Source organism: Paramesorhizobium salinisoli, assembly GCF_003335045.1.
Lineage (GTDB): Bacteria > Pseudomonadota > Alphaproteobacteria > Rhizobiales > Rhizobiaceae > Paramesorhizobium > Paramesorhizobium salinisoli.
Map to the genome: position 1 here is coordinate 408,524 of NZ_QOZG01000005.1, position 12,814 is coordinate 421,337.

The 12,814-nt window shown below is 59.9% G+C and carries 14 protein-coding genes and 1 pseudogene; 4 read left to right on the forward strand and 11 right to left on the reverse strand.

What is annotated here, in order from left to right:
* Positions 1-150: 150 nt before the first annotated feature.
* Positions 151-729, reverse strand: coding sequence for an NnrU family protein (locus DUT91_RS14220; protein WP_114441043.1), 579 nt, complete (start codon positions 727-729; stop codon positions 151-153).
* Between the two features lie 198 nt (positions 730-927).
* On the opposite strand from DUT91_RS14220, the gene DUT91_RS14225 reads away from it, so the two are divergent.
* Positions 928-1,920, forward strand: a complete 993-nt coding sequence (locus tag DUT91_RS14225) for a polysaccharide deacetylase family protein (protein ID WP_114441229.1) — start codon at positions 928-930, stop codon at positions 1,918-1,920.
* Between the two features lie 23 nt (positions 1,921-1,943).
* Here the strand turns inward: DUT91_RS14225 and sbmA are convergent, their stop codons facing one another.
* From sbmA to DUT91_RS14240, 3 genes are all read right to left on the reverse strand, one after another.
* Positions 1,944-3,197, reverse strand: coding sequence for a peptide antibiotic transporter SbmA (sbmA, locus tag DUT91_RS14230; RefSeq protein WP_114441044.1), 1,254 nt, complete (start codon positions 3,195-3,197; stop codon positions 1,944-1,946).
* Positions 3,198-3,685: 488 nt separating this feature from the next.
* On the reverse strand, positions 3,686-4,246 hold the full coding sequence (locus tag DUT91_RS14235; RefSeq protein WP_114441045.1) for a methylated-DNA--[protein]-cysteine S-methyltransferase: 561 nt from the start codon (positions 4,244-4,246) through the stop codon (positions 3,686-3,688).
* A complete protein-coding gene (locus DUT91_RS14240) occupies positions 4,236-4,979 on the reverse strand; it encodes a 2OG-Fe(II) oxygenase (protein ID WP_114441046.1) in 744 nt (247 codons plus the stop codon). Before DUT91_RS14240 ends, DUT91_RS14235 begins: the two co-directional genes overlap by 11 nt.
* Before the next feature lie 354 nt (positions 4,980-5,333).
* On the opposite strand from DUT91_RS14240, the gene DUT91_RS14245 reads away from it, so the two are divergent.
* Entirely contained in the window at positions 5,334-5,648 is a 315-nt protein-coding gene (locus tag DUT91_RS14245; RefSeq protein WP_114441047.1) for an EthD family reductase, read from the forward strand.
* A 266-nt stretch (positions 5,649-5,914) separates the two neighbouring features.
* On the opposite strand, the gene DUT91_RS25520 is transcribed toward DUT91_RS14245, so the two are convergent.
* From DUT91_RS25520 to DUT91_RS14275, 6 genes are all read right to left on the reverse strand, one after another.
* Positions 5,915-6,160, reverse strand: coding sequence for a hypothetical protein (locus tag DUT91_RS25520; protein WP_147272187.1), 246 nt, complete (start codon positions 6,158-6,160; stop codon positions 5,915-5,917).
* A gap of 239 nt (positions 6,161-6,399) precedes the next feature.
* The gene (locus DUT91_RS14255) at positions 6,400-6,897 is read right to left on the reverse strand and encodes a YciE/YciF ferroxidase family protein (RefSeq protein WP_114441049.1); all 498 of its coding nucleotides are present in this window, start codon (positions 6,895-6,897) and stop codon (positions 6,400-6,402) included.
* A 107-nt stretch (positions 6,898-7,004) separates the two neighbouring features.
* Positions 7,005-8,048, reverse strand: a complete 1,044-nt coding sequence (locus tag DUT91_RS14260) for an aldo/keto reductase (protein WP_114441050.1) — start codon at positions 8,046-8,048, stop codon at positions 7,005-7,007.
* 109 nt (positions 8,049-8,157) lie between these two features.
* Positions 8,158-8,769: a LysE family translocator gene (locus tag DUT91_RS14265; protein ID WP_114441051.1), complete on the reverse strand. Its 612-nt coding sequence runs from the start codon at positions 8,767-8,769 to the stop codon at positions 8,158-8,160.
* A gap of 73 nt (positions 8,770-8,842) precedes the next feature.
* Entirely contained in the window at positions 8,843-10,084 is a 1,242-nt protein-coding gene (locus tag DUT91_RS14270; RefSeq protein WP_114441052.1) for an NAD(P)/FAD-dependent oxidoreductase, read from the reverse strand.
* A gap of 90 nt (positions 10,085-10,174) precedes the next feature.
* The gene (locus tag DUT91_RS14275) at positions 10,175-11,278 is read right to left on the reverse strand and encodes a saccharopine dehydrogenase family protein (RefSeq protein ID WP_114441231.1); all 1,104 of its coding nucleotides are present in this window, start codon (positions 11,276-11,278) and stop codon (positions 10,175-10,177) included.
* Between the two features lie 123 nt (positions 11,279-11,401).
* Here DUT91_RS14275 and DUT91_RS14280 point away from each other — a divergent pair, with 123 nt between their 5' ends.
* Positions 11,402-11,830 carry an Lrp/AsnC family transcriptional regulator gene (locus DUT91_RS14280; protein ID WP_114441053.1) on the forward strand — a complete coding sequence of 143 codons (429 nt, stop codon included), beginning with the start codon at positions 11,402-11,404 and terminating at the stop codon, positions 11,828-11,830.
* A 17-nt stretch (positions 11,831-11,847) separates the two neighbouring features.
* Positions 11,848-11,940: pseudogene (locus tag DUT91_RS26570) on the forward strand (TA system VapC family ribonuclease toxin); the annotation flags it as partial.
* On the opposite strand, the gene efeO reads toward DUT91_RS26570, so the two are convergent.
* On the reverse strand, positions 11,937-12,758 hold the full coding sequence (efeO, locus tag DUT91_RS14290) for an iron uptake system protein EfeO (RefSeq protein ID WP_114441054.1): 822 nt from the start codon (positions 12,756-12,758) through the stop codon (positions 11,937-11,939). The pseudogene DUT91_RS26570 and the gene efeO sit on opposite strands and share 4 nt — an antisense overlap.
* Between the last annotated feature and the right edge of the window lie 56 nt (positions 12,759-12,814).

The window sequence follows — 12,814 nt, forward strand, 5'->3', positions numbered from 1 at the left end:
TTGGATATATATGTAAGGCCTGTTCTTCAAATTAGGCTGTATTGCGATTCAGGTGATGGCGGGCTGCAAATGACGGTTCCGATGAAGTGCGCTCCACTTCGGTCCTCGGAAACGCCATTTTCGCCTGCTGCCCCTGAAACTCGCTACATTCTAGGTCGGCGAGACGCCGATCAGCCATTCGTGCAGCTTCCAGACGAACAGTATATAAATCGCCAGCCCGACGATAACCGCCAAGACATCGTTGACCACCGGCCCGGAGGCAATCACCGCTGCCCCTTCGGCGCGCTCACGGCGTTTGATTGCGATGCGGTCCCATACGGCCCAGGCGAGGACCGAGAGAAACAGGATGAGCGAGGCCAGATCGCCATTGGCCAGAAGATGCGCCAGGGCCCAGATCTTGACGCCAACCAGCATGGGATGGCGGATTTTCGGCTTCAGCCTACCCGCCGGCATCTCGGCCATGGCAAGGAAGATGAAGGAAAACATCATCAGCAACAGCGTGATATGCTTCATCCAGACCGGGGGCTCGTAAAGAAACGGCGCGGTCGGGCGCGCCAGCGAAAAGCCCCAGACGATCAGGACGAAGCCAATCGCCGCGACGAGCGAATAGAACCCTTTCCACTTCCCCCCTCCCCATTCGGCGATTTTGGCCTTGCGCCATTGCGGCGCGACGATCTGGACCGAATGGATGCCAAGGAAAATCAATAGACCCAGGATCATTACAAGCATGGATGCCTCCCTTTTTCAGGCGACAGTATCCTTCGCGGGACGCAGTTCCAACTCAGTCTCCCTGCGGCTGATTGCAGCGTGTCCGACCTTCGCCACAATCGCTCCTTAGCCGGTGAAGGCATGTTGTTTTACCGCATTCATGCGGACGTCAGGTTGTTCTGCCTGCAAAACGCCCTCATTTGCGAGTTTTTCGAGATTATGCGTTTCATTTCTGTTGTTGCCTCGGCGGTTTTCTTCCTGCTTCCCCTTCAATCAGCTTCCGCCACGCCATTGAGCGGCGGCAAGGCGCGGCCGCAATATGTGCTGATCTCCTTCGATGGCGCCCACGCCGATGATTTGTGGCAGCGCAGCCGCGCGCTCGGGCAAAAGACCAATGCGCGCTTCACCTATTTCCTGTCATGCGTCTTCCTGATCCAGCGTTCCGAGCGCGACGGCTACAAGCCACCGCGCATGGCAGCCGGACGCTCCAATGTCGGCTTCGCCTTCAACAAGGAGGAAATTGCCGAGCGACTGGGGAACATCTGGAGCGCTCACCTCGAAGGCCATGAGATCGCCAGCCATGGCTGCGGCCATTTCGACGGCAAGGACTGGACCACCGCAGACTGGGATCACGAGTTGAAGGAATTCCGCCGGATCGTCGCCGATGGCTATGCGGCGAATGGCATCCCGGGCGAGCCGCAGGGCTGGCGCGAATTGGCCGAGCACGGCATCACAGGCTTCCGCGCGCCTTATCTGGCGACGGGAAAGCCGGTCGAAAAGGCGCTGCAGGCCAACAGTTTCCATTATCAGGCAAGCGGCATCACGCGCGGTCCGGAATTGCCGTTGCGCACGGGCGATCTTGCGAGCTTCGGCCTGCCGCTTATTCCTGAAGGACCATCGCAACGCCCCGTCATCGCGATGGACTACAATCTCTATATCCGCCATTCGGCCGGCTTCGAAAAGCCGTCGCAATCACAGGCGTTCGAGGAGCGCACCTACAAGGCGTTCAAGGCGGCCTTCGACAAGCAATATGCGGGCGAGCGCATCCCGCTACAGCTCGGCTTCCATTTCGTGCCGATGAATGCCGGCGCCTATTGGCGGGCGCTGGAGCGTTTCGCCGGCGATGTCTGCACGAAGCCGGATGTCCAGTGCATCACCTATAGCGATTATCTCAAGAAAACCGCGCCAACGGAGCGGCACGCCGAGCACTGAAGCTCTCGGCGCGCCTGATCCCATCAGGCTTCGGCGCCCTGCGTTGCGAGATATTCCTTGTCGATTTCCGGCAGCGGCTCGTCGTGGATCGCGGCCTCGAACGCGCGCAGGCGCTTGTAGATGGAGAGAAGCTCCACGATCGTCGACCATGACTTCACGAGATATTGGAACGAACCCCCGACCTGGCCGAACACATTGGTAATCTGGTTCATCAGCCCCAATGTCAGCTTCCCCGCCACAAGCGAGGGTATGAGGATCAATGTCGGGAAGATATTGTCCGCCTGCAGGTAGAATATCCGGGCAACGTTGAAATAGGTGTAGTGGAAATAGAGGCGAAAATAATTGCGCCGTACATTGCGGAACAATTCCGCGACCGTGATGGGCTCCGCCCGCTCGGGATTGTCTTCGCCATAGACCAATTCCTTGCGGTACGCTGCCTCGACCCGCTGGTTCTTGAATTCGAGTCCCGGCAGCTTGATCCCAACCAACGCCAATAGAGCCGTTCCAAATGCGGCCCAGAAAATCGCGGCGAAGACCAACGCATGCGGCACTGCGCCGATGATGGGAAGATCCGTCACCTGAGCCGAAAATGCGAACAGGACGGGCAGGAAGGCAATCAGGGTCATGACGGAGCTGATCAGATTGACGCCGAGACCTTCCACCGTCGTGGAAAACCGCATCGTATCTTCCTGGACACGCTGCGAAGCGCCTTCGATATGCCGCAGCTTGCTCCAATGGGTCATGTAATATTGGTTCATGGCCGTGCGCCAGCGGAAGATATAATGGCTGGTGAAAAACAGGCTGAGAACGCCCACTGCCACGCCCACGAAGGCGATGCCGGCAAACCCTAGCAATCCCAAATATAGTTGTGCAGCCGTCACGGGCGCTGTTCTTGCCAGCGTCGCCTGGATGAGATCGTAGAACGGCCCATACCATGCATTGACTGCTACGCTGACCTGCACCTGGAAATAGGTGACGAACAGGATCAGCGCCGAACCCAGGATCGACCAACGCTGCCATGGGTGGGGGGAATAGATGGACCAGAACCCGTAGAAAGCCCCGACCACCACCGCAAAGTAGATGTAAAACCACAGGAAGGGCGCAGACCAGAAGATCGACACGCCGATAATCGGCGCAGCATCCGGCGCCGCCGGCGGCAGGCTGAAGAATGCGCCCAGATGTTCGCCGCCGAAAAACCAGGCGAAGACGGCAATAAGACTCCAGACGACAGCCGAAATGAAAAAGATTTTCGGTTTGGGAAAGAAGGAAACGAACACGGTTGCATATCCCTGATGGCTTTGGTCCCACTTGATTGCGGGCCGCTTCGCGCCAGCAATATGGAAAATACAGCCAATGGGAAATTAAATTACCGTAATGAAATTAAATTACCGGATCTCATGCAAGAGCCCCGCAGGTTCCACAGGAACCGTGAGCCCGATGCAAGAAATTGTTTTTGCAGGGTTTTGCAATGGTGGCATCCATATTCCACTTAAATGGCTGCGGCATCGTTGAGGAGTAGATTCCTGCGACAAGCACAGGGATGACGGAAACGTGCGTGATTTAATCATCAAAAGCCGGTCTGCGCGCGGACGATTGGCTGGCCCACCACCCATCCCCCTCAGAACAGCTTTCGCAGGGAAATCGTCTCCAATGCAGTCATTCCTGTGCTTGTCACAGGAATCCATTCCTCAGCCTTTCCGCTGCATAAACGGTTCAGAACAATCCAAAACCCAGCGACCCTCAGAATTTCATCCATGAAATTGCTTCAGATTCCCGCTTTCAAGCCGGCGCCCAACGCCGCGTTGCGCGCCTCGTGATCGAGCAGCCAACGCTTGCGCTCGATGCCGCCCGCATAGCCGGTGAGGCTACCGTTCGCACCGACAAGACGATGGCAGGGCACGATGATGCTGAACGGATTTGCGCCATTGGCATGACCGACGGCGCGGGCGGATTGCGGACATCCGAGCTCGCGGGCCAACGCCGAATAGCTCATCGAATGGCCCGGTGCGATTGCACGCAGAGCCGTCCAGATGCGATTCTGAAAGGTGCTTCCGTTGGTTCTCAGGGGTATATGCCGGATCGCATCGAGCGCTCCGGCGAAATAGGCATTGAGCGCCGAGGTGATCGCGACAGGGACATTGCCGCCGAGGAGAGTGTAGCGCGATTGACCGATGCGGCGGTCAAGCAGACGCAGCATCCGCGATTCGTAGTCGGCGAAATCGGCCGCACGCAGAAATCCTTCGTCATCAGCGACGAGCATGAGAGGACCGAGCGGCGTTTCCACCGTCTTGATGGCGAGGCTGACGATCACGGCGTTATCTCGCATCGTGGAAAATGATGCCGACTGTGTGACGCTTGCCGGAGCGGACACGGCTGACGCCGTGGCGCAGATTGACCCGGTAATTGCCCTTGCTGCCCTGAACCGGCCGGTTATGCACGGCAAAGGCCACGGCGTCGCCCTGGCGCAGCGGCACCACCTCGGCGCGGCTCTGCATGCGCGGGCGCTGTTCCGTCAGCACGAATTCCCCGCCGGTGAAATCCTCGCCCGGCTCAGAAAGCAGGATCGCCACCTGCAGCGGAAACGCGAGATCGCCATAGAGGTCCTGATGCAGGCAGTTGAAATCCCCCGGCACATATTGCAGCAGCAGCGGCGTCGGGCGAACCTGCCCCGCATCGTGACAGGCCTTGATGAAGTCGGCGTGGCTGTCGGGATATTGGGTGTCGATGCCCATTCGCTTGTTCCATTGATTGGCGACAGGAGCCAGGCGCGGATAGAGCGCGGTGCGAAGGCCACCGAGCAGGTCGGGCAGCGGATATCTGAAGTAGCGATATTCGCCCCTGCCGAAACCATGCCGCGCCATGTGTATATGGCTGCGGAAGTGTTCCTCTCGGGGATAGAGCGCTGCGAGATCCCGGCACTCCTCCTGGGTCAGGAGCTTTTCCAGAACGGCGCAGCCATAATCGTCGAGGTCTGATGCGAGCGCCGTCCAGTCATATTTGCCCACCCGTTCTTCCGCGGCAGGGATGGCTGGTCGGGATTCGGCAATGGCTGAATTCATGGGTCTGGTCCTCGGTTGCTTTCCCGCCCCTGCTATCGCATCGGCTGGCGGCAGGCACTCCGGCGCTTGCTTTCAAATCCGCTTTTCCGCTGGACGATAGGCCTGCATCAGCTGCTGTGCAACGCCACCCTAAAACACACCATCCACCCCTCCCGAGACCGCTCCATATGCCATGCAAAACCCGCTATCGGAAGCGAGTTCAGGTCTGTGGACGATCACTGGCAAGGCATATTTCAGCCCAAAGCCCTTGCTCTCGTCAAACTTGCTTCAGCCAAAATTTGGATGCGCTTTACCAGTCGATGAGCTAGAAAGGCCCTCGAATGCTCGGAGAGGCGTTCAGGCAGGAGCCCGACCATGATCAAGATGAGCGTCTATTATCCGGCCGATGGCGGCTCGAAATTCGATCACGACTACTACCGCACCCGCCACATGCCACTCATCCAGGAACGGCTCGGCGATGCCTGCCTGCGCTACGAAATCGATAAGGGCCTTGTGGGTCGCGAACCTGGAACCGCGCCGAAGTTCGTCGCGGCGTGCCACGTCTACTCGCCGAGCCTGGCGATATTCCAGGAGGCGTTGGGTCCTCACCGCGCGGAGATCGCCGCGGACGTCGCCAACTATACGGACATCGCCCCCATCGTGCAGATCAGCGAAATCGTTGAAGGGTAAGAGGCTTCGGCGCGTCAGGCGTAGCTGCTAAACTTTTTAGATCGGCGTAGTGCTGGCTCACCTGATCCATGATGACGTAGCGGTGCCGAACCGGTTGGCGATCGGGAACAGGTGTTAACGTCGAAGCAAAAACTACCATGCTCTCGTCAAATTCGCTTCAGCCAATTTTGAATGCACTTTATTAGTAGGGACCTAAAGCGGTTGTTGCTTTGACACTTCGCGAGCGGGGCCGTTCCGCCGGGAGCGCGGAATATGGTGTCCTGTTGTCAATCCGGGCGGATGAACCCCTCGCCTCTTACCCTGACGGTTGGAGCATCGTCGAGTTCAGGTTCGGACTGGCTGGAAGAAATCGGCGGCCCCTCCGGTTGCTCGGCCGGTTGCTCCGCCGGCTGATCCGGCGTTGAAGCGCGATCGCCCGGGTCGGGTACATTCGGCCGCAATTCGTTGGTCCAGGGCTGAGCTTCTCCAGTCGCATCAATAATTTCCCGCATCAGCGCTTTCGCCCTGTTCACGAGCATATCAGTCCTTTCGGCCGGATTCTCGGCGGCTGGTCGATCCGATCCGAATGGCTCTCGCAGCGTAACTGTCACATACCCTCGCCCCTCGGCATGGAATTCCACGGTGCGAGTATCCGGGCCATTCGTCGAAGGAAGTATGCGTGTCTCGAAATTTCTCATCTCCACCTCCCTGACGCCCGTCACCGGACAAGGTGTCTGCCAGGTCCGGTTTTTCGGACCCGGCAGAAGAACCGTTACGCTGCGCGTTTGGCGTGCTGGTTGGCGTCCGCGTCGGCGAGCTTTGTCAGGCTCTCGTCCGTAGCCATTTCCTCGCTGAGCGTCTGATCGAGGATCTTGACCGCGTCCTTCATGCCAAGGAGCTCCGCCCAGCGTTTCAATGTGCCGTAACGGGCGATCTCATAGTGCTCGACCGCCTGCGCCGAAGCGATCAGGCCGGCATCGAGGGCTGGCTGGCCCTTGAATTCCTCCATGACCTCTTCGCCCTCGGAAATAATGCCGTCAATGGCTTCGCAAGTCTTTCCGCTGGCGCGCTTGCCAAGGATTTCAAACACCTGCTGGAGACGCGCGATATGCTCTTCCGACTCCTCGCGGTGCTTTTCGAACGCCGCCTTTAGTTTCTCCGATGAAGCGCCGCGCGCCATCTTCGGCAGCGCCTTCACGATCTTCTTCTCTGCGTAGTAGATGTCCTTCAACGTTTCATAGAACAGTTTGTCGAGTGTTTTCTCAGCCATTGTGCATTCTCCTTGGACCGGAACGTGGAATAAGCGCCTGATCTAACGCCTCGCCCGGCAAAGCGTTCCTTGACGAAAGAAAGAAACGCCGGGGGAATGCGCTCGATCTAGATGGGGCGCGGATGGGTCCGGTGGATTGCCCCGATATCGGCCAGCAGCTCCGGCGAAAGCGCGATCTCGGCGGCGCCAATATCCGCCTTCAACTGCTCGATGGAGGTTGCGCCGATGATCACCGAGGTCAGGAACGGCCGCGTCAGGCTGAAGGCGATGCCCAGTTCGGCCGGCGTGATCCCGTGCCTGCGGGCGAGATCGACATAAGCTCTCACCACAGGCTCGGAATGCTTATTCCTGCGCCAGAAGCCTTCGCCCATGACATCGCCGCGCGAGCCCTTCGGGATTTCGCCCGAGAGATATTTGCCGGTCAGCAATCCCGCCGCCAATGTGGAATAGGCGAGAAGCCCGACCTGCTCATGATGACCCACTTCCGCCATGTCGTGATCGAAATGGCGTTGCAGCAGGCCATATTCATTCTGGATCGAGGCGACGCGCGGCAGGCCCTTTGCCTCGGCCAGGCGCAGCCACTGCATCGTGCCCCATGCGGTCTCGTTGGAAAGGCCGATATGACGGATCTTGCCTTCCTTCACCAGCACGTCGAGACTTTCGAGCACCTCCTCGATATGGGCAAGGACTTCCGTCCTGTCGGTAGCCGTGGGATCATAGGTCCATGAGCCGCCGAAATGGTAATGCGGGCGGGCGGGCCAGTGGATCTGGTAGAGATCGATATAGTCCGTCTGGAGGCGCTTCAGGCTGCCCTCGACGGCGACGCGCACTGTTTCTCGGCTCGGCGCGCTGCCGTCGCGGATCCATGGCTGCCTGCCGCCGCCGGCAATCTTGGTGGCCAGCACAAGCTTGTCGCGCTTGCCTGATTTCTGCAGCCAGTTGCCGATATAGGTCTCGGTCTTGCCGTAGCTCTCCGCGCTGATCGGCACGGCATAGGCTTCTGCCGTATCGATGAAATTGACGCCGGCGTCGGTGGCGTAATCGAGCTGCGCAAGCGCTTCGGCTTCGGTGTTCTGCACGCCCCAGGTCATGGTTCCCAGGCAGATTTCGGTGACATTGATGCCGGTGCGGCCAAGAGGTTTCAGTTTCACTGATGAGATCCAGTCTTGTATTTCAAAGGGATATCGGAAGCGGAATGCTTCCATGAAGGGAGATGCGACGGCGCGCACTTTAGAGGGAGGTGCGATCAGATGGAACCGCTTACCGATCCGCAAACGCCAGTTTTGCACCAAGCGCCACGAAGGCGGCTGCGAAGGTGCGGCGCATCCAGGCGAGCACGCGCGGACGCGAAATGACGTGATTGCGTACCAGCGCCGCGAAGACGCCGTAGACAACGAAAACAGCGAATGTGAGCGCCATGAAGACGATGCTGAGTTCGAACATCTGTGACAGCGGATGCAGTTCATCGGCCCGAACGAATTGCGGCAGGAAGGCGAAGAAAAAGATGGAGAGCTTGGGATTGAGCACATTGACGAGAATGGCGTCGACGATCACCTTCGCCGAGGAGCGGGGCGCCATGTCCTTCTCGACCGTCAGGGTTCCATGCTCCTGGAGCGTCTTCCACGCCATATAGAGGAGATAGGCGACACCGAGATATTTCAGCACCTGGAACGCCACCGCGCTTGTGTGCAGCAGCGCCGCCAGGCCGGTGATCGCCGCGACCATATGGGGGATGATGCCGAGCGTGCATCCGAAAGCGGCGATCACGCTCGCCCGGGCACCACGCGATAGACCGGCGGCGAGCGTATAGAGAACGCCGGTACCGGGCGACGCGACAATGATCAACGACGTCAGCAGAAACTCGATGCTCATGCGGCTCTCCCTTCACTGCGAGCGAGCTTATGCAAGCCGGGCTGAACCCGCAAGGCGGTCAGCGGCGCCCGCTTCAGCCAAAGCGCGCCGCCGTATAGGGCGCGGGATCGACGAAAGGCTTTTCGCCGGTCATCAGCTCTGCGAGCAGCCGGCCCGAGACGGGACCAAGGGTAAGCCCATGATGGGCGTGGCCGAAATTGAACCAGAGACCGGAATGCCGGGGCGCTGCGCCGATGACCGGGCGCATGTCCGGCAGGCAGGGGCGCAGGCCCAGCCAGGGCTTCTTGTCGAGCCGCGCGCCGAGCGGCAGGATCTGCCGCGCAAAACGCTCGGCCTTGTCGAGCTGGATGGTGTTGGCGGGTGCTGCCGGCGAAGCGAATTCGATACCCGTCGTCAGCCTGATGCCGCGCGTCATCGGCGAAAGCACATACCCCGCCTCCGCATCGACCAGCGAATGACCGAGATCGGCGCCCTCCTCCATTGTATAATGCATGTGGTGGCCGCGCTTGATGCCCAGGGGTATGCGATAGCCGAGCTTCCGGAAGATCAGCGACGATTGCGGCCCGAGCGCCACCACGACATTCTTCGCCGTGGCCGGACCGTCCGCCGTCTCAACTGTCCAGCCTTCCCCCTCCTGCCTCAGCGACGTTGCATCACCCTTGGCGAACTTGCCTTGCCTGGCTTCGAACAACCCGGCATAGGCCTTGACCAGTCCGGCCGGGTCGGTGACCGTTTTCGGGTCGAGCCAGTGGATGCCGCCCTGCACGGCGTCGCCGAGACCGGGTTCCAGCGCGCGGAGTTTCGCCCTGTCCAGTACCTCGAAACGAAGGCCGTAGGACTCGATATCCGCCAATTCAGCGATGGCTTTGTCGAGCGCGGGTTGTGAGCGATAGGCTTCGATCCAGCCGCGCCCCCGGATCAGATCGGCGCAGCCGGCCTGCTGCACGAGAGCATCGTGTTCGGTGACGCTTGCCTCGACCAGCGGCAGCATGGCCTTCGCCGCAATCGCCAGGCGCTCAGGCGAGGATTCGCGCCAGTAACGAAAAAGCCAGGGCGCGATCTTCAGGAGATAAAGCGGGTCGTAACGCATGGCCGATGAGCGATTCAGGGCATATTTCGCCACTGCCGAGACCTGGCGCGGGAAGGAATAGGGAATGACACTCGAGCGCTCTATCAGGCCGGCATTGCCGAAGCTGGTGCCCTCGCCGGGTTCGGCTTTGTCAACGAGACAGACCGAGCGGCCCCGCGCCTGCAGATGCAAGGCGGTGGAAACGCCGATAATGCCGGCTCCCAGAACGATGATGTCGAAACTCATGAGAACCGTGCCCGAAGCCCAAAAAGAAACGCGCCGCAGGGGGATGCGGCGCGTTTGTTATAACCTGAATCGGCGCGGTTCCAACCGGGCTTATGCGACCAGCCTGCCGGCGGCTTCGGCCTGCGCGTAGGCGGCGCCGAAGCGGTTCGCCAGGAAGGCATCGAGCGCGATCTCCTCCTGCCTGACGAAGCCTTTCTGCGGGAGATCGCCATTTGCCAGCATATCGAGCACCGCGCATATCGCTGAGGCCGTGGTGATCTGGATGGCGCTGCGGGTCATCGTTCCAATATGGCGGCTATAGACCTTGTTGGCATAGGTTTCCTGCATGAGGCGGCCACTTTTGCGGCCGCTGACGGTTACGAAGATAACGACGACATCCTGCAGCGTCGCCGGCAGCGCGTTCTCCAGAATGTCCTTCAGCACCTCGCGGCGGTGACGCAGGCCGAGATCGTTGAGCAGCGCCTTCATGATAGCGGCATGGCCGGGATAACGGATGGTGCGGTAGTTGAGCGTGCGCACTTTACCCTTCAGCGTCTCGCACAGCGTGCCGAGTCCGCCCGAGGTGTTGAACGCCTCATAGGTCACGCCATCGAGCGAGAACTCCTCGCGTTCTTCCAGCGGCGGCACCTCGACCAGCTCGCCCTCGACAATGGCCTCGCAAGGCTCGCAATATTCATTGATGACGCCGTCTGTGCTCCACGTCAGATTGTAGTTCAGCGCATTGGAGGGATATTGCGGTAGCGCGCCGACCCGCATGCGCACGCTGTCGAGCGTATCGAAGCGCGAGGCCAGATCATTGGCGACGATGGAGATGAAGCCTGGAGCAAGGCCACATTGTGGAATGAAGGCGGTTCCGGCTGTCGCTGCCAATTCCCTGACACGGCGGGTGCTGGCCACATCTTCGGTCAGATCGAGATAATGCACGCCGGTTGCGGCAGCCGCTTCCGCGATGCGCGTGGTGAGATGAAAAGGCGCGGCGCTGAGCACGGCGAACTTGCCCGTCAGAACCGCCTTCAGCGCGCGCTCATCCTCGATATCGACGCATTGCGTCCTGACCGCGCTGCTAGCCTCTAGCGCATCGAGCTGCGCCTGCGCGCGGTCGATGACCGTGACGGAATAATCCCCGGTGGACGCGAGCAAATCGGCGATGGTGGCTCCGATCTTTCCTGCTCCGACGACAACGATCTCTTTCATGGTGTGCCCCTCTTCGAATTCAACGATCAGAAGGAGATTCGCCGGTTTGGTCGTCGGATAGAAGCCTTTGAACTGACGATATGACCCTATCAATCCTGCAAATCGACGTATATATATGACATTATGACGAGCGATGCCGATCACCGGCTTCTAGCCCACCTGCGCGAGAACGCGCGCGCCTCTACGGCCGAGCTTGCCCGCAAGCTCGGGGTGTCGCGCACGACCGTGCAAAGCCGCATCGAAAGGCTGGAGCGCCGCGGCGTCATTGAGGGCTATACGGTGAGGCTTGCGCCGGAACATGAGCGCAATCTGGTCAAGGCGCATGTGCTGGTGACGGCGCTGCCGAAGCTCGCGCCCCAGGTCGAGGCCAGCTTGCGCGGCATGGTGGCGGTCAGGACGCTGCACTCCGTCAGCGGGAATTTCGACATGATCGTCATCGTCGAGGCGCCGTCGATCCGCGAGCTGGACGTGGTTCTCGACGCCATCGGCGCGCTCGAAGGCGTCGAACGCACCATGTCGTCGATCATCCTGTCGACGCGGATCGAGAGGTAGGGGATACGACCGCCCATGGCGGACAGCTTGCGACCTTCGATCGCAAACTGTCGCCAGCCGCCGTTAAACACGGCAAAGCGGCATTACACCTGATTGGCGGACGCAGTTAATTCAGCCCCAGCGTGCCGCGCAGCGTCGACAGATCCTCCGCGAGCGTCGTCACAGGCCCGGCGAGCGCCTTGCGGTCATCGTCCGTCAGCTTGTCATAGGTCTCGAAGCCATCGGCCGTCTTGTACTTGGCGAGAATGTCGTCAACGGTGGTGAAATTGGCTTCCACCTTCTTGACCAGATCGGGGTTCTCCTTCTCGACAAGCGGCTTGAACAGCTCGAGGATTTTCTGCGCGCCATCCACATTGGCCTGGAAATCCCAGAGATCGGTGTGGCTGTAGCGGTCTTCCTCGCCGGAAATCTTGCTGGCTGCAACTTCCTCCATGAGGGCCGCTGCGCCGCCGACCACCTTTTCCGGCGGAACGGTCAGGTCCTTGACGCGCTTCTGCAGTTCCAGCACGTCAGCGTAGAGCTTGTCGGCGATCGGGCCCAGGCCTTCGGTGGTGTTTTGAGCGAAGAGGCCGTATTCCAGGCGGTGGAAGCCGACGAAATCCTCCGATTTTTCGGCATCCTCGTGGTCATCGGCACGCGAGTCGATCGAGACGTCGAGATCGGAGAAAAGTTCGGCAATCGGCTCGATCTTCTCATAGGGCATGCGTGAAGGCGCGTAGAGCGCCTTTGCCTTTTCGAGATCCCCCGCCTTGATGGCGTCGGTGAAGGCCTTGGTGTCCCTGACCAAAAGGTCGAGATTGTCCTGCACATAGACCTTGTAGTCGGCGATCGGCTGGACGAGATCGAGCGGCGAGACTTCCGCGCGGGCCGAACCGAAGGCGGTCGCAAGCGCCACCGCGCTGACCGAGATTAGCAGGCGAATTTTCATATCATATCCCTCTCAAGTGTTTGTTTTTACGCGTAATCTTATCCAAAAGTCTGCAA